Below are 18,101 nucleotides of genomic sequence, written 5' to 3'. Positions count from 1 at the left end.
TTCGAAACATTTTACTTCAAGACTTTTCGCAGCCTGAAAAATTGATATAAATTTTTTATAGTGACTTTGAACACTGCGTATAGAGGCACTGCAATCAGCATCCCGATAAAACCATATAAAGCCGCTGCTACAATTAAGAGTAGAATAATTGTTAACGGATGAAGATCCAACCTGTTACCTAATACGACCGGAGCTACGATATTCCCCTCCAGCTGCTGGACGATGACCAGCAATACAAGCACGTATATCACCATAGTAGGCTCCTGAGTCAGACTGACTACGAGAGCCGGAAGAACGCCGATGATCGGACCAAAAAAAGGCACGACAGCCGTCACAAAAACGAATACAGCCAAAACAAGGGCATAATCCAGTCCGATAATCAAATAACCGATGTACATTAATACCCCGTCAGTAAAGGCCACCGTAATTTGTCCGATTATATACGCACCAAGTGTCTGATCGATATTTTTTAATAGTTTTTTTCCTTCCTGCTGGTGGTTCCCAGGAATAAATCGGAGCAGGAAAGGGATTAATCGATGGTCATCCTTTAAAAAATAAAAAAGCACAAAGGGTACAACAATAAGGACTGTTAATGCTCCGGTAATTGTAGAAAAGATTTCTATCGCATTATCCCCAGCTGTCTGGGCAAGATCGCTGAAAAAACTGGTCACGGTCTGTCGAACATCCCCAATCATCCCTCTATCATTTTCTTCAATCATCTGCTCCGTTTCTTTCGCACGCTTCTTCAATTTTTCCGGAAGGTCATTGGATAGCCCTGAAAATTGTTCTCTAATGGTACTCGCAAGTAGCGTATACGCAGAATAAATTATACCGGCAATCACCGTGTATACAAGTAATATACTCCCTGAAACAGGTATATACTTGATTTTAGAAATCCATCGCACAAAAGGATTCAATATATAATATAAGAACCCTGCTATTAATATCGGAAAAAATAGTGTACTTATTATCGTTTGGATAGGTGAAAAGAAGTGCAGCAAATCAAGAAAAAAAATAGCGACTAAAACCAGGATTAATCCCGTTATGTATTTAAAAAATGGCTTTTGATACCACATATGTATACCTCCGTCATTACAGTTTATAAGGAGTGTATACCTCATTACCAGCTGTACTAACCTTACAAGTTAAAAATTTTTATACATGCTTACGTAAGTAGCTGTAGCATTCATCGATAGAATGAAAACATACATGAATATCATCACTTTCAATTTCATAGAGGCCGAACTGGTTATAATAAACATCAAAAACCGAAATATTTTTGCGCTCTTCTTCATGATTCAAACCCTTCAATTGGATGTATAAAGGATCCTCATTTTCTGCGCCTATTTCAAATAAGTTGATTTGCTGCATCACGATCACACCCCTGTTTATATAAATCTTTCGACAAAACGTGATAAATTCCTCTTTTTCACGTGAGAAAAGAGACCCGTTGCTCACCTATCGTTTGCTACGAAAGATAAAGCATGTAAGAATAGTAGTGACGAATAAAACATGCTCATGAAAGGAGTTTTATTATGAAAATGATTGATATTACCCAGCCTGTTTATGAAGGAATGCCTGTTTATAAAAACAAGCCTGAAAAACAACCGAACTTTAAAAGGAACACGAACGGCCATGTCACTGAATCTCGCTTAGAAATTGATGCCCACACGGGGACGCATATCGATGCACCGTTACATATGGTGAATGATGGAGACACGTTCGAATCGATTTCGATGAACAAGTTGATTGGTGAAGCGAAAGTATTGGACCTTACCCATGTAGAAGACGGAATCACTAAAGCTGACTTAGAGAGTGTAACGATTGAAGAAAATGATTTTCTACTGTTGAAGACGAAAAATTCATTCGAAGATGACTTCAATTTTGAATTCATCTATTTAAAAGAAGATGGGGCACGCTATTTAGCAGAGAAGAAGATTCGCGGTGTAGGTATAGACTCTTTAGGTATTGAGCGCAGTCAGCCTGAGCATCCGACACACAAGGCTTTATTCGCTGCAGATATAATTGTCATAGAGGGCTTACGTTTAAAAGATGTGGGCGCTAAAGCGTACCAGATGATTGCAGCTCCGATGAAATTAATCGGTACTGATGCATCACCTGCCAGAGTTGTACTGTTTGATAAAGATCAATAACTTTTAAAAAGAAGACACACTTTAAAATGCAATAGGAAATGCCTAACAAATTTTTTGTGAATTTGTTAGGCATTTTTTTAGCGTGAAGATTTTATAGCCGCTTTTATAGCTGAAAATTGCAACTTAAGTTGTGAAGTAATAGTTCTTATTTCTTATATTGGACTTTTTCAACTAAAGCCCTAGTTTCTTTAGGGAAATCATTTCTTGTAAGTTCTTTACCAAGAATAATCTGACTGTACGATGTAATCGTTCCATCGTGAGAAACTATATATATATTCTTTTATTTTCAAAATGTTTGCACCATTGCAAGAAGTCTTCCGCTAGATTGTTCTGTGAATATCAAGAAAATTTATGGTATCTGCAGCATCCCGACTCTTAGGTCATCTTCCTTAATACTCGTCAGGTACTATGTTCCTGTATGTTGAATGCCAGCTATCAAACTGAACTTTTGCCACCCCCTCTTCATCTGTTACAGTTGCCTTTCTATTTTTTATATTTCACATCCCATAATCATCAGAAGAAATCTGATGACAAAGAAAATTTTGATAAAAATAAGCAACCACTTCTTCCATCCTTTCACCATAAAAGCACTTATAATATCAATTAGTGGACTAAAGAACAGGATTGAATAGTTGTATCGGTAGATATGTTCCGGATATAGACTTTTTGGCGTTACCCCTAAAAGACAAAAAAATTCAAACCCTAAAATTTAAGTACGGTTGTTTTTGCCTTCTTGTTTTTCCAACCCTGATTATCCCATTATTAATGATATTTTACAATAAAACCATATTTTATAGATTAAATCTCAATATTGAAGTAATATTAAATAGAGTCATACATTATAATTAGGGGGCTTTTCAATTATGTCAAAATTGGTGTCATGCAAAGCATGTGAAAAGGATATTGCAAAGGGTGTTAAGAAATGTCCAGACTGCGGAAAAGATCAACGGAACTGGTTTATGAGGCACAAAGTAATGACGTTTATTGCTGGTATTATCCTTATATCTATTTTAGGAAGTGCATTAAGTGGGGCTGGAAGTGAAGAAGCTTCAACAGTTAGCATTGAAAATGAGACAAAAGCTAAGTCTGAAAGTGAAGAAACCGTCTATAGTATTGGCGATACTTTTACAGCCAAGGGAGATCAGTTGGAAATAAGTATAATTAAATTTGAAGAGAAGGATGTAGTCGGAGATCCTGATTTTCTTGGTAAGAAGGTATCGGATGGGGGAACTTTTGCAGCCATTCAATATACAATGAAAAACGTTTCTGAAGAACCCGTGGGAATGTTTGATTTATCCTTCGATTAACCTAGTTGACGAAAAGGGTACTATGTATGACTCCGATGTTGATGCTAGTAGTGGTTATGCAGTGGAAACAGATATTGATAATTCAAAGATTTTGTCTGACTTAAACCCTGATATCAGTGTTACTGCGATTGAAGTGTATGAAGTTTCTAAAGAAAGATTTGCTCAAGGTAAATGGTATATTCAAATAGGTGAAGAAAAAGTTCAACTCAAATAATGGGAAATGAATTTATGGTCGAAAACAAGTTAGAAAATTATAGAGGTAGAGTAAGGATATTATCCTCTACCTCTACGATGAAAAAAATCATTAAGGGGTATTGTCAGGAAAATGCTGATTTACCATATTAAGAAAATCATTGCCTCAAAAATCGGTTCCTTTAGTTTTGGAACCGATTTTTGATTTGTGATATTAAGCTGAAGCCCCCTTATCCGGAAGACGCTAATTCAATATAAATATCTTAAAACGAAAGCCAGATCATTAACAAAACCTGGCTTTCTTAATATTCTAAGGCTATTTAATCTTCTAATTCCCATTCAGGGTTCCATACAACCTCCCACAGATGCACATCCAAATCCAGAAAGTGACCGGAGTAGCCGCCCCAGAATGTATCTTTAGCCGGGTCCGTAATTTTTGCCCCAGCGGCTTCAGCCTGCTGCATTACTTCGTCGACTTCCCTTCTACTGGCTACATTATGCCCGATGGTAAATTCCGCAGAGCTAACTTTTAGCCTTAACTTACATACCCACAGCGAACGTAGTGAGCGATAAATCATGGCGTTCCCTTTTGGAAAACGAGTTGTTTTCCAGCATTCTGAATACTAAACTCAAAACAGAACGGTTTTCCACACTTTTTCAACAGTTAAAAAGGATGACGTGCTTTTGAGCACGTCATCCTTTGTGTATCTATTATTTCAGCCATTCTGTATGGAAAACTCCATCTTTATCAATTCTTTGATACGTATGAGCTCCAAAATAGTCACGCTGGGCTTGCAGAAGGTTTGCTGGCAGTGTTTCTGTTCGGTAACTGTCATAATAAGCGATAGCGCTTGAGAAAGCCGGAACTGGGATTCCGCGATCAATCGCCAGCGAAAGGACTTCGCGAAGACTTGACTGATAGTTCTCAGCAATATTGCTGAAATACGGATCCAGCAGCAAGTTATCTAAGTCAGCTTCACGATCGTAAGCCTCTTTGATTTTTTGTAGGAACTGCGCGCGAATGATACAACCACCGCGGAAAATCATGGCGATATCCCCGTACTGTAAGTTCCACTCATTTTCCTCTGAAGCCGAACGCATCTGAGCGAATCCTTGAGCATAAGAAACGATTTTGCTGAAGTAAAGAGCTTTGCGTACAGACTCAATCACTTCCGCTTTGTCACCCGTAAATGGCTTCACGTCCGGGCCGCTCAAAATCTTGCTGGCTTTCACACGTTCTTCCTTCATAGCTGAAAGGAAGCGGGAAAACACCGATTCTGTAATGACAGGAAGAGGTACTCCGAGTTCTAGGGAGCTGATGCTTGTCCATTTCCCTGTCCCTTTCTGTCCTGCCGTATCTAAAATAACGTCAACAAGTGGTTTGCCTGTCTCCTCATCAATTTTAGTGAAAATATCAGCCGTAATTTCAATTAAGTAGCTGTCCAGCTCGCCATTATTCCATTCTGAAAATACTTCATGAAGTTCTTGAGCAGTCAGTCCTACAACATTTTTCAAAATGAAATAAGCTTCAGAAATAAGCTGCATATCCCCGTATTCAATACCATTATGAACCATCTTGACATAGTGTCCTGCTCCATTAGGACCGATGTAGGTCGTACAAGGAACATCTTCGACTCTTGCAGCAATGGCTTCTAGAATAGGACGTACGTGTTCGTAAGCTTCTTTCTGTCCGCCAGGCATAATTGATGGGCCGGTCAGAGCTCCTTCTTCCCCGCCTGAAACTCCAGTACCAATGAAGTGGATACCTGATTCCTCTAATTCTTTATTTCGGCGGATTGTATCCTGATAGAACGTGTTTCCTCCGTCGATAAGTATATCTCCTTGATCAAGGTGAGGTAAAAGCGATTCGATCGTAGCATCAGTTGCTGGACCAGCTTTCACCATTAAAAGGATTTTTCTAGGCTTTTCCAAAGAGTTCACGAATTCCTCAATAGATGAAGTTCCATTGAAGTTTTTCCCTTCAGCTTCATTGTTAAGAAAATCATCCGTTTTCTCTTTTGTACGGTTGTACACTGATACAGAGTACCCTCGGCTTTCAATGTTTAAAGCTAAATTTTTTCCCATTACAGCTAATCCAATTACACCAATTTCCTGCGTCAAATTCTTCATCTCCTTTTTATTTTTCCAGTTTAATTATTCCATGATTGGGTCATCTTTTTCTACCACCAACGGAAACCTTCTTTATTAATCAGTTCATTGGCGGCTTTTGGTCCCATCGATCCTGCCTCGTAAATATGAAGAGGAGCAGTGTCTTCCTCATAAGTTTCCAGAATCGGCTGGACCCATTGCCAGGACAACTCGACTTCATTCCAATGGGCAAAGTAAGTCTGATCACCTTTTATGGCATCTGCTATAAGTAGTTCATAGGCTTCCGGCAGGTCGCTTTGATCTTTGGAAAAGTTAATGTGCACAGGTTCAAGCTTCCCATTATTCAATGAGTTCTTGCTGTTCAACTGTAAAGTGACCCCTTTATTAGGACTGATTTCGATGATTAATAAATTCGGAGCCAGGTTTTCATCCTCAAAACGGTTCTTACCCTCAGGGCTCTTGAATTCAATCACGATGCGAGTAGACTTTTCCTTCATCCGCTTGCCTGTTCTAATATAAAATGGAACACCTTCCCAGAAATCGTTGTCTATCCACAGCCTCGCTGCGATAAATGTATCATTTCGTGAGCCGGCCGGGATGCCTTCTTCGTCCAAGTATCCAGGTACGTTCTCATCATTAATAACCCCAGGACCATATTGTCCGCGGATAACTTCTTTTGCTACGTTCGCCTTCGTTAGAGGGCGTAGAGACTCCATCACTTTTTTCTTTTGATTCCGGACATTTTCAGCATTCATTTCATGCGGCAAGTGCATAGAAGTCATCATCAAAAGTTGTAAAATATGGTTCTGGACCATGTCGCGAATAGCTCCTACTTTATCATAATAACCTGCCCGGCTCTCGACCCCGACGATTTCACTTGCAGTAATTTGCATGTTGGCAATATACTCTTTATTCCATAGGGCTTGAAGTACTGGATTTGAATGCTCGAGTGCTTCGATATTTTGAACCATTGGCTTTCCAAGGTAATGATCGATGCGGTAAATTTCTTTTTCCTCGAACACCGTACTTATTCTCCGGTTCAATTCTCTTGCCGACTCAAGATCGTGACCAAAAGGTTTTTCAATAATCAAGCGCTTCCAGCCTTTAGTATCTGTGAGCCCGCTTTTCTCTATATTTGATATCGCAATATCAAACAACTTTGGTGAGACTGATAAGTAAATCATCCTGTTTTCTACTATGTTCAGCTCGTTTTCCCGCTCCTGAACGACCTTTAGAAGTTGGTCATATCCTTCGCGCTCCGTCAAATCCAATGAATGGTATCTGAAAGATTGGAGAAACTGTTCCATCGTCTCTTTATCAACAGAACTTCTGGAGAATGTATATACTGCATCCTCTACATTTCTTTGGAATTCTTCGTGAGACCAATCCCTGCGGCCTAATCCGATGACTGAAAAGGATTGAGGCATAGATTTCTCAATGAACAAATTATATAAAGCAGGGTAAATTTTTCTCTTAGCAAGATCTCCAGTCGAGCCAAATAAAATAAACGATATAGAATCCAATAGTTTTTCCTCCACTTTTCCCGTTAATACTGCATGATAGAGAGCTGTTCGTTCCTTGGAAACCTGGGATCGATTTCACAATTGAACGTTGGTTCCGAACCTTCTCTCAAGCATTAACGATCGTAATTAATCTTATTCATTCGCCACTAATTCAATATTCTAAATGATATAAATCATATGTCAAAGGTAAAAGGCTTTAAAGCGATAAAATATTATATAAATGAAGCAGCCATATAATTTAAAAATTTCTCGACGATTTCTTTCCCGCCTCTCTTTTTTTCCATACAAAATCTATCTGCCTATAACTTTTTTGTTCTTTAACACCAGATATAATGATAAACTAATAACAAAGACGTAAGGAGTTGTACATCATGGAATATTTCATTTTTATTATAATTGCTTATCTCTTAGGAGCAATTCCCTCTGGTCTTATTGTCGGTAAGATGGGCTATGGTATAGATATACGAGAGCATGGAAGCGGAAACCTTGGAGGCACCAACACATTCAGAGTACTCGGTTTAAAGGCGGGCCTGATCGTAACGATCGCCGATATTTTGAAAGGAACGGCTGCCGCTGTTATTCCTGTCCTGTTTGGTGCAGATGTGATTCCGCTTGTAATTGGAGTCTTTGCAGTAATCGGACATATGTACCCCGTTTTTGCAGGCTTTAAAGGTGGAAAAGCCGTAGCTACATCAGCAGGTGTGGTGCTCGGAGTCAATCCTCTTGTGTTTGCGATCTTGCTTGGAACCTTTTTCCTCCTTCTATACTTGAGTAAGTATGTTTCACTAGCTTCTATGGTGACGGGAATTGTGACCTTCATCGTAACGCTTCTTTTAGGAGAGTACGGTTTATCTATCATCATTGCAGTATTTACTGTTTTTGTCATCTACCGTCATCGTTCGAACATCAAGCGAATAATGAACAAAACGGAGCCTAAGATCACGTGGATGTAAAACCTGCGGCATTTCTATTGTCGTAGGCTTCTTTGTGTGTGTATAATCAATTTCATACAGCGCATTATAAAAGCAATAAATTTTATTAACGATTCTACATATTGTATACTTTGACGTATAAGCAGGTCTGAAAGGAGTCCTCATTATGAATCAAACAGAATTGAACAAAAACAAACAGCTTCCTAATAAAGAAGAACGCCATAAATTATTCGGCTCCGTCACACCCGGGCCGCGCACGAAACCTGTAGAAAAAAGCAAGATGGCAGATTTACAAAATTCGAAGAAAGACTTCCTCTTCGACATAGATATGGTCGGTATTTCGAATGTAAAGCATCCGATCACTATACCGAGTCAGCTCACGCCTGAAATACAGACAACTATAGGCACCTTCTCCTTTGGGTCTTCTATTTCCCAGGGCAGCAAAGGGACAAATATGAGCCGATTCACGGAGCAGCTTGATCATTATCACCGCCAGGGATTTGCAGTGGATATTGAAACATTAAAAAAATTCACAGAAGAACTGGCCGGCCGTTTAAACGAGAGTGACTCAGAAATAGAAGTATCCTTCCCGTGGTTTTTCGAGCGCAAGGGACCTTATTCTGATTTAGCAGGTATGAATTATGCCGATGCAACAATCAAAGTTCTGTACGATGCTGAAACAGGATTTGATGTTACCGTCACTCTTACAGGAAAAATTACGACGCTCTGCCCTTGTTCCAAAGAAATCAGTGAATACAGCGCCCACAATCAGCGCGGAAATGTAACGATGAGCGTCAAACTGACCGAAGACTTCGACGAACAAACGATTGACTGGAAAGCCGCACTGCTTGAAGCAGCAGAAAGTAATGCAAGTGCCAGAATCCACCCTGTTCTTAAACGTCCTGATGAGAAAATGGTCACTGAACAAGCTTATGAAAATCCTCGTTTTGTTGAGGATATCGTCCGTCTTGTCGCAGCAGACCTGTATGAATATGATTTCGTGGAAGCTTTTTCCGTTGAATGCAGGAACGAAGAATCCATTCACTTGCATGATGCAGTAGCTTCATTAAATTATGATAAAAAATCAGAAGCACAATAAGGGGTCGTCATGAAGCACGTAATGATTGCACTTATATCATTTTACCGGAAATGGATCAGTCCGATGACTCCCCCGAGCTGCCGCTTCCAGCCCACTTGCTCAGAATACGGAATAGAATCATTTAAGAGATTTGGATTTTTGAAAGGGTCTTTTTTAACAGTAAAAAGAATAAGCAAATGTCACCCTTTCCATAAAGGCGGGTTCGACCCTGTTCCTTTAAAGAATAAGTACCACTCTGATCAAGAGGAATAAATGAATCTTCCTGATATAAGCACTATATTAGGAGAACATGGAGGAGATGATCTTATTAAATTAAAAGTGACGGAAGAAGCCGCAAAATGGTATGAAGATGAGTTGGATATAAAAGAAGAAACGTCGATACGTTTCTTTGTCCGCTACGGTGGAACTGGCGGGCTTTTGCCAGGGTTATCATTAGCTATAAAAGAAGATGAAGCGACAGAGCCGATCGCTGAGGATAAAATTAATTTGATCACTTACTTTATTGAAGCGAATGACGAATGGTATTTTGATGGACATTCTTTAAAAGTCCAGCTTCACGAGAAATTCAATGAACCGGAATTTATATACGAATGACCGCCGCATAACTGCGCCGGTCATTTTTTATGCAGGGAAAAATGTTCAATTTGATTCCACTGGCCTTCCTTTTTTAAAATCTCATACTGACGATCGCCAAATAAATCAAAGTGAGGGTAACGGGGATCATGGTGGATCCATTGCCCCTCCAAACCGTGCTTTTCCCCCCACGCCTTTAACTTATCCAAGTCTGAACAGCCTACTTTCGTAACTGTATCACAACCCGGAAAACGATCATCGAGCCAAAAATGAGTGAGAAATGCAATCTCCCCGCCGCTCACCTTCTTTTTCCACTTCACTAACTCTTCTCTTTTTACACCGAAGGCCACTTATTGTTCCTCCATAGCGTGAACATAAGCTTCATGCCATTCAGGAAAGCTTCGACGGATCGATACAGGGCGGAAGCTTTCTTTTTTGACGATGACATGTTTCGTTTCACCTTCCACAGCCACTTTTCCGTCCGCGTGATAAACTTGATAGCCATAAGTGATTCGTAAACCATCATAATCTTCTACCCATGTCTTCACATAAACATCATCACCATATCTTACCGGCTGTTTAAAGCTTACAGAAGCATCGACAACAGGAGAAACGACGCCTTTTTTTTCAATCTCGTGGTATTTAAAGCCGAGATCTTCTATTAGAGACGTACGCCCCATTTCAAACCATACAAGATAATTCGCATGATAGACGACCCCCATCATATCCGTCTCCTGATAACGCACCTTAATCGGCAGTTCATTAATTTTCATCTCAGTTTTCCCCCCGTACACTTTGCCATGCAAGTAAAGTATCCTCTTTTGTTAACGTACTAAATTCTTCCGTATCCCCTTTAATCAGCCTTAAAGCCTGATACTGGATGGCTTCATTAATTAAATTGTTAATGAACCGGCCATTTCCACGAATTTTATGCTCATGAAACTTATCGATGAGATAACCCTTGGCTTCTTCCTCCAACCGATACTCATACTGTTCCGTTTGAAAAATCGTCATTTCTAATAATTCATCTTCTGAGTAATCAGGAAATTTAAGATATTTTTTAAACCTTGAAGACAAACCAGGGTTACTGTCTATCAGCTGAGACATCTCTTTATCATATCCTGCTAAAATGACGACAAGGTTTTCATTATGCTTAGTCATTTCATCGACGATGGTTTCGATGGCTTCTTTTCCGAATTGATCATGCGATCCACCATTCAAAGCGTAAGCTTCATCGATAAACAATACGCCGCCAAGAGCTTCTCGAATCTTTTTTTTCGTTTTTATTGCTGTCTGGCCAATGTAACCCGCAACGAGATCACTTCTGGAAGCTACGACGACATGACCTCTTTTTAACAACCCGCACTCTTTTAGAATTTTAGCGTAAATATCCGCAACGGTCGTCTTTCCTGTCCCTGGATTACCAGAAAACACGGAATGCAATTGAATGGGAACGACAGGATAACCACTTTCCTTTCTTTTTTGCTGCGCCTGTACGAAAGAGGAAAGCTTACGCACCTCCTGCTTTACATGCTGTAATCCGATGAGAGAATGCAATTGCTCCAGAGGCGAGCGCTCCTCTTCGGACGCACTTTCATCGACATTCATATCTTTTTCATCGATCCTCATGTGTTCAAGCCAGTGCTGCTTCTCTCCCCAATTCTCTACGGCACCTTTATGAAAAATGATTTTAAGGACAAGGTTTCTTACCGTCCTTGCATTACCGAAGGAATCATCAACCCTCTCTTTATCAATAAGCGTTTCCAACTCTTTAAGTGCCGCTTCTGTGAAAAAGAAGTCGTTTTCTATCGCTGCATATTCAGCAATTTGCAGTAGTTCATTCATCTGATAATCCGGCAATTGGATGTGGTTCTGTTCTGGAAAACGGCTTCGCAATCCAGGATTGGACCATAAAAACTGTCTCATTTCTTCTGGATAACCGGCTAAAATCAAGGCGAAAGTTCCGCCGTATTCTTTACTTGTCATTGCAGAGACTAACGTGTCAATCACGGCCTGCCCGTAATCATTCCCTGTCTGGCCTTCACGTTTTAAGCTGTACGCTTCATCAATGAACAATACGCCGCCGGAGGCCTGCTTAACATAATTCATCGTATTCTCTTCACTTTGGCCGACATACGAGCCTACTAAGTGGGACCGATTCACTTCTACGACATCTCTAGTATCTAATATCCCCAGATCATAATAAATATTTGCCAGCAAGCGTGCAATTGTCGTTTTACCTGTACCGGGATTTCCTGTGATAATCATATGAAGTCCAGGATCGTCCACCATCGAAAAGCCGTAACTCTTTCGCTGCTGCTGATATTTCAAGAAATGATAATACCTGTTAATGTAAGATTTCACATCACGTAAACCGATCATCTGTTGAAAAGAAGCCAATGGATCCTCAGCTCTATTCTTCGTAAGAATGTCAGGTAGACGCTTGTATAATTCGTCTTGATAATCCGTCAGCTTCCTAATTTTCATATTCACTTCCTTGACAGGAACATGGATGCGGCGATGCTCAATAGAGTCGATGGCTTCTGTTAAAATGTCTTTTAATTCTCCTAGATGTTCGTAAACTTCCTGGTAAAGCTTGAGCCTTGAATTTGCCGCGTCAACAAGAGTTTTAGTCGCCAGCTCCTCATCCCACTGTTCTGCTATCCACTCGGCTTCCTTATATATGGCATGAACTTTTTTTGCTTTTGCCGAGGTATGATCGGTTTCATGGAGTACCCATTGTTCAAAAGGAGTATCCTTTAAAATGGTATAAGCTCTCATCATCCGGACAGATTCGTCAAGCTCACGAACAAGGCGGTGCTGTGGCTCCATAATGCGAGCTTCGTCCATAAACTGATCAGCGATTTTATCTTTTTCCGGATGCCTTTTAATCCGGTAATAAGCTAATGTGACGTAAAGTAAAGCTTGAACTTCTTTATCGTCAATACTGCCGTGATCAAGAATACGAAGTGCTTCCACTTCAGATAATGGTGGTTCTTGTTCCAGGCTTATCCATTGTTTTATTGTATTAATAGTCAAAGTATCCCGTCCTTCCATCATCGTGTTTAATTTTATCACAATCTTTTCGCTATGTAGACGAACTTGCCCAATGAAAAAAGCCCGTGCCAGTTATGTTAGGTACGGACTTTTAACAATTATCTTTTTTGCTGATTCCGTGCTTCGTCTTTGATTTCCTCACGCATACTTTCAAGAGATTCTTCTCGTTTTTTATTTTTCTTTTCGATAGCGGCACGATCAGCTTCCCCGGCCATCTGCATTGTTTCGTGGGAAGCTTCAATATTTTCAATAGTATGTTGTACAGCTTCCTGTAATTTCTCCACGTTGTCTGCTCGGTTATCTGGCTTGTTCTTATTCATATAAAGACCTCCTTAGTTATTTCTCTAATTAGCCTGTTCCCGCTTGGGAATAATATTCCTTACTTTTTCATAAAAGTTATTCGACGATATAGCAGGATAGTGGAAAGCTTGGTGTCGAGATAACGGGAGTTCGTTGCCTTATTGAGAGTCTGGGGTGGTTCGGAAGCTACCCGTGCGAAATGGAATGTACGAACCCTATTGGCATTGGAATAGAAAAGAATTTTGAGCACTCATCTAAGCCTCTATTTAAGCTATAGAGCTCATCGGCTACTGAGACTCCCTTTACTTCTTACGATAAGTCAACATTGAATCACTCCGTACTTCGTGTTTCCCTTTATCTCCGTCAGCTCAGTCCAGTCCAAAACCGATGAATATCAACAACGAATTAACAGAAGCAATTAAAAAGATCCGCTCCTGCTTAGGAAGGGATCTTTTTAAGACGTCGGTGGTGCCGCTCATCAATACGCTGTTCAATTTGATCTAACAATTTTGGGTCTTCCATGATGGATTTGATATTCTGCTGGATCCGTTCTTGATAACTGATTTTCTGCTTCTGTCTCACGGGAAATCACTCCTTTAAGATTAAAGGATTCCCATGTTCAATAAAGATATACTTATTTAAGTGAATCTTTCATTTCAATCATGAAATCATACGTCATCGGTCCTACCTTTCGCGGCTGCTGAATCACCCCATCAGTTCCAATAAAGTAAGTAGTTGGCAATGAGACAGCTTGGTAGTCATCATTCGTTTCTAGTTCCTGATCCAATAATATAGGGAATGTATATCCCTCTTCCTCTATAAATTCCTCCACGTTTCTAAGCTTACTTTCTGTGCCGGTGGCATTTATAGCAAGAACTTCCACTTCATCTCCATACTTCTCATGGAACCTCTCCATCTCCGGCATTTCCACTTTACAAGGAGGACACCATGTCGCCCAAAAATTGATCATGACTTTTTTACCTTTTAATTCTGAAAGCTTTATCTTATCACCGTCTAACGTCTCGAGCTCAAAATCAGGCGCTTCATCTCCTACTTCCAATCCTTTAGGAGCATTTGGGGCTGTCATCGCTGTACCCTCTTGATCGGTTTTTCCTGATACATCGTATTTAGTCAACTCTTCAGACGAATTATCTTTTTCGGTGCCCTGACCAACTTCACTGTAAACGATAAAACCGACGAGAATGAGAAGAAACAACCCTGCGCTTATTTGTTTTAGCATTTTGTATATTCCTTTCTAATCAGCTATTCTTGTATTGTTTATATGGACATGTTTATGTACGCTATAATAAATTTATTATTGCCTTGAATTTTTTTAATAACGTTCAGTTTAGTGCTGAATACCTGTCTCTCTTTACATTATAACCCTTCGCTCCATTTGTAAAGATTAAGAAGCCCTCCTTCTTTTTCACCTCTAAAAACAAAGCTTTGTTAATGTTCGTGTTGATATTCATAAAAGCTCCCTTTAGTGGAAGACTCAGTTTCGAGACTTTTGTATGGGGATATGGTGGCTTTAGAAAACGGATCGCTTTCCGTGGGCATGTGGTGAGCTTCCTCAGGCTTCGCCTTCCGGGATCTCACCTACCATGTACATCCCACAGGAGTCTCACCGTTTTCTAAAGCCACCATCCGAGTGGAAGGTGCTCGAGACTATACCAAGTTTAAAAATATTATTAATTGATTGGCAATAATACTAAAATCTTTGCTGTCGTATGCAAGAATGTTTGGAACTACCTTAAAGTGCAGGCTTTATAACTAGAATACTATAGCCATACCACCTGGGTTTAATACTCACATTATTACTTAGAAGGTTATTTTTTCAGCGATTTTGAGAAGCACATCTATAGTGAGGGGCGGCGGGGAATGGAGAGACTCCTGTGGGAAGAGAGTGCTTGGTGAGATCCCGCAGGACGGGACGTCCGAGGAAGCTCACCGCGCTCCCACGGAAAGCGAGCCATTCCCCGCCGTCCTGATCCTCTCACCAAATATCTCGAAATCAAGTCTTCAAGTATCCTGCCATATTGTTGAATAACTCACTTATCAAAATCAACAATCACCTTTAACATAGAAAAAAACCTGCTGTACATAACAGCAGGTTTTTCATTAACCATTGGATTAACTTAATTTATTACGAAGTACCATCGGCAGAATTCCGCCATGACGATAGTAATCCACTTCAACTTCACTTTCAAATCGAGCAATGACTTCAAATTCTTTCTTCGTTCCATCTTCCGCAGTTGCAGTAACTTTAATGAGGTCACGCGGCTTAACGGATTCATCGACATGAATATCAAGTGCTTCACGTCCAGTTAATCCTAGTGATTCAATAGTATCACCTTCATTGAACTGTAAAGGCAGCACACCCATCATTACCAGGTTAGAACGGTGAATACGCTCAAAACTTTGTGCAATGACAGTCTCAATACCTAGAAGGTCTGTACCTTTAGCAGCCCAGTCACGGGAGCTTCCCATACCGTAATCGTCTCCAGCTATTACAGCTAGAGAAGTACCGTCTTCCTTATACTTCATCGCAGCTGTATAAATTGGCATCACTTCTTCTGTCGGCCAATAAGTTGTATAACCACCTTCAGTATCAGGAGCTAACTGGTTACGAATACGAATGTTCGCAAACGTTCCTCTCATCATAACCTCGTGGTTACCACGACGGGAACCATACGAGTTGAAGTTACGAGGAGAAACATCATTTTCAATTAAATACTCACCTGCAGGCATGTTTTTAGGGATAGCGCCTGCTGGAGAAATGTGGTCGGTTGTAACCGAGTCACCAAATTTACCAATTACACGTAAATTGTTCAGCGGTTTTACGGCATTTGAATCAGGTGATAAACCTTCGAAGAATGGTGGATTCTGAATATACGTAGAATCATCATTCCAATCATATAGAGGCTCATCCGTTGTATTAATTTCATTCCATTTTTCATTAGAGTTAAAGACGTTCTCATACTCTTTACGGAAGATTTCAGGAGTTACTGCGCGTGCAATTTCTTCTTTGATCTCTTCTTGAGTCGGCCACACATCGTCAAAGTAAACCGGTTCACCGTTTTTATTAGTACCTAAAGGCTCAGTCTTAAGGTCAACATCTACTGTTCCAGCAAGTGCATAAGCTACAACAAGTGGAGGTGAAGCCAGGTAATTCGCTTTTACTAACGGGTGAATACGACCTTCAAAGTTACGGTTACCTGAAAGTACCGAAGAAGCTGTCAAATCGCTATCAGCAATTGCTTTTTCAATCTCAGGAAGCAAAGGACCAGAGTTACCGATACAAGTTGTACACCCGTACCCTACTAGGTTAAACCCTAATTTGTTCAAGTACGGCATCAGACCGGAATCTTCAAGATAACGTGTCACAACTTTAGATCCAGGCGCAAGGGAAGTCTTTACATAATCAGGTACTTCAAGACCTTGATCGACTGCTTTCTTCGCTACCAGACCCGCTCCAAGCATAACGTGAGGGTTTGATGTGTTGGTACATGAAGTGATGGCTGCGATTGCAAGCGCCCCTGTCTTCATAACCGATTTCTTACCATCAGCGAACTCCACTTCAACTTCCTTATCAAATTCTTGCTCACCTAGACCGAATCCGTGGTTTCCTGCAGGACCAGTAATGGCTTTCTCAAAAGATTTCTTCATTTGAGAAAGTGGTATCAAATCCTGAGGGCGCTTTGGACCTGAAAGGTTAGGTTCAAGTTCATCCAGATCAATCTCGACCAATTTCGTAAATTCTGGATCTTCGAAGGAAGGATCGTACCAAAGGCTGTTTTCTTTGCAGTATTTTTCTACAAGAGAAATTTGCTCTTCGCTGCGCCCTGTTAAACGTAAGTATTCCAGAGATTCTCCATCGACTGGGAAGAATCCACACGTGGCACCATATTCAGGGGCCATGTTTGAAATTGTTGCACGATCAGCAAGCGGCATCTCCTGCAGGCCAGGACCAAAGAATTCTACAAATTTCCCTACTACATTCTGCTCTCTTAACTTCTGTGTAACTTTAAGAGCTAGGTCAGTTGCTGTAGTACCTTGAGGGAAACTTCCGTTCAGCTTCACTCCGATAACCTCTGGTGCAGGGAAATAGGATGGTTGGCCAAGCATTCCCGCTTCAGCTTCGATGCCTCCAACACCCCAGCCTAGTACACCTAATCCATTGATCATCGTTGTGTGAGAATCTGTTCCAACAAGAGTATCTGGATAAGTATCATAAGAACCTTCGTCGTTTTCTTTTGCATGAACGACGTTTGCGATGTATTCAAGGTTAACCTGGTGCACTATTCCTGTAGCCGGCGGTACAGCACGGTAGTTATCAAAGGCTTTTTGAGCCCAGTGAAGAAATTCGTACCGTTCCTGGTTACGTTCAAATTCAAGCTCCATATTTACGTTTAAGGAGTCGGCCGTACCATATTTGTCTACCTGCACAGAGTGGTCAATGACAAGATCAACTGGAACTTCCGGATTGATTTTATCAGGGCTTCCTCCTAGATCAACCATTGCTTTACGGAGTGAAGCCAGATCTACAACCGCTGGTACACCCGTAAAGTCTTGCAGGATAACGCGTGATGGTTTAAAAGGTACGTCTTCCCCTTTAGATTTGTTAGTTCCCCAGTTTGCTAGACTTTCTACATGATCGTTATTAATAACGCGACCATCGTGTTGACGCAGTAAAGATTCAAGCAAAATACGGATGGAGAAAGGCAGTCGGGATATCTTTCCGTGTCCCGCATCTTCTAAGGCTTTTAAATCATAATAGTTGTACGTTTTGCCATTTAAGTCAAAATGTTTGCGAGCATTAAATGCATTGCTAGCCATACTTCCTTTTACCCCCT

The 18,101-nt window shown here is 40.6% G+C and carries 16 protein-coding genes and 2 pseudogenes; 6 read left to right on the top strand and 12 right to left on the bottom strand.

Annotated elements, in window-relative coordinates; translation table 11 throughout:
* Window positions 1-11: 11 nt before the first annotated feature.
* Together O2Q26_RS01130 and O2Q26_RS01125 are read right to left on the bottom strand one after the other, a co-directional pair.
* Window positions 12-1,076, bottom strand: a complete 1,065-nt coding sequence (locus O2Q26_RS01130) for an AI-2E family transporter (RefSeq protein WP_289214199.1) — start codon at window positions 1,074-1,076, stop codon at window positions 12-14.
* Between the two features lie 79 nt (window positions 1,077-1,155).
* On the bottom strand, window positions 1,156-1,371 hold the full coding sequence (locus O2Q26_RS01125; RefSeq protein ID WP_289214198.1) for a hypothetical protein: 216 nt from the start codon (window positions 1,369-1,371) through the stop codon (window positions 1,156-1,158).
* Between the two features lie 164 nt (window positions 1,372-1,535).
* Between O2Q26_RS01125 and O2Q26_RS01120 the strand changes: the two genes are divergently transcribed.
* Together O2Q26_RS01120 and O2Q26_RS01115 are read left to right on the top strand one after the other, a co-directional pair.
* Window positions 1,536-2,153: a cyclase family protein gene (locus O2Q26_RS01120; protein WP_289214197.1), complete on the top strand. Its 618-nt coding sequence runs from the start codon at window positions 1,536-1,538 to the stop codon at window positions 2,151-2,153.
* An 860-nt stretch (window positions 2,154-3,013) separates the two neighbouring features.
* Window positions 3,014-3,674 (top strand): annotated as a pseudogene (locus O2Q26_RS01115) (DUF4352 domain-containing protein).
* A gap of 298 nt (window positions 3,675-3,972) precedes the next feature.
* Here the strand turns inward: O2Q26_RS01115 and O2Q26_RS01105 are convergent.
* The 3 genes and pseudogenes from O2Q26_RS01105 to zwf form a co-directional block, all read right to left on the bottom strand.
* A pseudogene (locus tag O2Q26_RS01105) lies at window positions 3,973-4,176 on the bottom strand (VOC family protein); the annotation flags it as partial.
* A 187-nt stretch (window positions 4,177-4,363) separates the two neighbouring features.
* Window positions 4,364-5,773, bottom strand: coding sequence for an NADP-dependent phosphogluconate dehydrogenase (gnd, locus tag O2Q26_RS01100; protein ID WP_289214194.1), 1,410 nt, complete (start codon window positions 5,771-5,773; stop codon window positions 4,364-4,366).
* A gap of 59 nt (window positions 5,774-5,832) precedes the next feature.
* Window positions 5,833-7,284 carry a glucose-6-phosphate dehydrogenase gene (gene zwf, locus O2Q26_RS01095; protein WP_289214193.1) on the bottom strand — a complete coding sequence of 484 codons (1,452 nt, stop codon included), beginning with the start codon at window positions 7,282-7,284 and terminating at the stop codon, window positions 5,833-5,835.
* A 371-nt stretch (window positions 7,285-7,655) separates the two neighbouring features.
* Here zwf and plsY point away from each other — a divergent pair, with 371 nt between their 5' ends.
* From plsY to O2Q26_RS01075, 4 genes are all read left to right on the top strand, one after another.
* A complete protein-coding gene (plsY, locus tag O2Q26_RS01090; RefSeq protein ID WP_289214192.1) occupies window positions 7,656-8,237 on the top strand; it encodes a glycerol-3-phosphate 1-O-acyltransferase PlsY in 582 nt (193 codons plus the stop codon).
* 145 nt (window positions 8,238-8,382) lie between these two features.
* A complete protein-coding gene (gene folE2 / locus O2Q26_RS01085) occupies window positions 8,383-9,315 on the top strand; it encodes a GTP cyclohydrolase FolE2 (RefSeq protein WP_289214191.1) in 933 nt (310 codons plus the stop codon).
* 9 nt (window positions 9,316-9,324) lie between these two features.
* Entirely contained in the window at window positions 9,325-9,567 is a 243-nt protein-coding gene (gene yidD / locus O2Q26_RS01080) for a membrane protein insertion efficiency factor YidD (protein WP_253935278.1), read from the top strand.
* A complete protein-coding gene (locus tag O2Q26_RS01075; protein ID WP_289214190.1) occupies window positions 9,568-9,909 on the top strand; it encodes a HesB/YadR/YfhF family protein in 342 nt (113 codons plus the stop codon).
* 20 nt (window positions 9,910-9,929) lie between these two features.
* Here O2Q26_RS01075 and O2Q26_RS01070 read toward each other — a convergent pair whose 3' ends face one another.
* The 7 genes from O2Q26_RS01070 to acnA all read right to left on the bottom strand — a co-directional run bounded on the left by O2Q26_RS01070 (window position 9,930) and on the right by acnA (window position 18,084).
* A complete protein-coding gene (locus O2Q26_RS01070; protein WP_289214189.1) occupies window positions 9,930-10,238 on the bottom strand; it encodes a hypothetical protein in 309 nt (102 codons plus the stop codon).
* Window positions 10,239-10,661: an acyl-CoA thioesterase gene (locus tag O2Q26_RS01065; RefSeq protein ID WP_289214188.1), complete on the bottom strand. Its 423-nt coding sequence runs from the start codon at window positions 10,659-10,661 to the stop codon at window positions 10,239-10,241.
* 1 nt (window position 10,662) lies between these two features.
* A complete protein-coding gene (locus O2Q26_RS01060; protein WP_289214722.1) occupies window positions 10,663-12,921 on the bottom strand; it encodes an AAA family ATPase in 2,259 nt (752 codons plus the stop codon).
* A 122-nt stretch (window positions 12,922-13,043) separates the two neighbouring features.
* Window positions 13,044-13,265 carry a small acid-soluble spore protein Tlp gene (gene tlp, locus O2Q26_RS01055; protein ID WP_289214187.1) on the bottom strand — a complete coding sequence of 74 codons (222 nt, stop codon included), beginning with the start codon at window positions 13,263-13,265 and terminating at the stop codon, window positions 13,044-13,046.
* A gap of 418 nt (window positions 13,266-13,683) precedes the next feature.
* Complete coding sequence (locus tag O2Q26_RS01050; protein ID WP_253935273.1) at window positions 13,684-13,827, bottom strand: FbpB family small basic protein; 144 nt, start codon at window positions 13,825-13,827, stop codon at window positions 13,684-13,686.
* 52 nt (window positions 13,828-13,879) lie between these two features.
* On the bottom strand, window positions 13,880-14,485 hold the full coding sequence (locus O2Q26_RS01045) for a peroxiredoxin family protein (protein WP_289214186.1): 606 nt from the start codon (window positions 14,483-14,485) through the stop codon (window positions 13,880-13,882).
* 893 nt (window positions 14,486-15,378) lie between these two features.
* Complete coding sequence (gene acnA / locus O2Q26_RS01040) at window positions 15,379-18,084, bottom strand: aconitate hydratase AcnA (RefSeq protein ID WP_289214185.1); 2,706 nt, start codon at window positions 18,082-18,084, stop codon at window positions 15,379-15,381.
* Window positions 18,085-18,101: the final 17 nt, after the last annotated feature.

The organism is Halobacillus campisalis (assembly GCF_030345335.1).
GTDB classification, from domain to species: domain Bacteria; phylum Bacillota; class Bacilli; order Bacillales; family Halobacillaceae; genus Halobacillus_A; species Halobacillus_A campisalis.
Note: the sequence above shows the minus strand (reverse complement) of the source record. Positions and strands in the feature narration are given on the sequence as shown.

Excerpts from the sequence above, each read along its gene's own strand:
- O2Q26_RS01130 (WP_289214199.1), bottom strand. The coding sequence starts at position 1,076 with ATGTGGTATCAAAAGCCATTTTTTAAATACATAACGGGATTAATCCTG.
- O2Q26_RS01125 (WP_289214198.1), bottom strand. The coding sequence starts at position 1,371 with ATGCAGCAAATCAACTTATTTGAAATAGGCGCAGAAAATGAGGATCCT.
- O2Q26_RS01120 (WP_289214197.1), top strand. The coding sequence starts at position 1,536 with ATGAAAATGATTGATATTACCCAGCCTGTTTATGAAGGAATGCCTGTT.
- plsY (WP_289214192.1), top strand. The coding sequence starts at position 7,656 with ATGGAATATTTCATTTTTATTATAATTGCTTATCTCTTAGGAGCAATT.
- folE2 (WP_289214191.1), top strand. The coding sequence starts at position 8,383 with ATGAATCAAACAGAATTGAACAAAAACAAACAGCTTCCTAATAAAGAA.
- yidD (WP_253935278.1), top strand. The coding sequence starts at position 9,325 with ATGAAGCACGTAATGATTGCACTTATATCATTTTACCGGAAATGGATC.
- O2Q26_RS01075 (WP_289214190.1), top strand. The coding sequence starts at position 9,568 with ATGAATCTTCCTGATATAAGCACTATATTAGGAGAACATGGAGGAGAT.
- O2Q26_RS01065 (WP_289214188.1), bottom strand. The coding sequence starts at position 10,661 with ATGAAAATTAATGAACTGCCGATTAAGGTGCGTTATCAGGAGACGGAT.
- tlp (WP_289214187.1), bottom strand. The coding sequence starts at position 13,265 with ATGAATAAGAACAAGCCAGATAACCGAGCAGACAACGTGGAGAAATTA.
- O2Q26_RS01045 (WP_289214186.1), bottom strand. The coding sequence starts at position 14,485 with ATGCTAAAACAAATAAGCGCAGGGTTGTTTCTTCTCATTCTCGTCGGT.
- acnA (WP_289214185.1), bottom strand. The coding sequence starts at position 18,084 with ATGGCTAGCAATGCATTTAATGCTCGCAAACATTTTGACTTAAATGGC.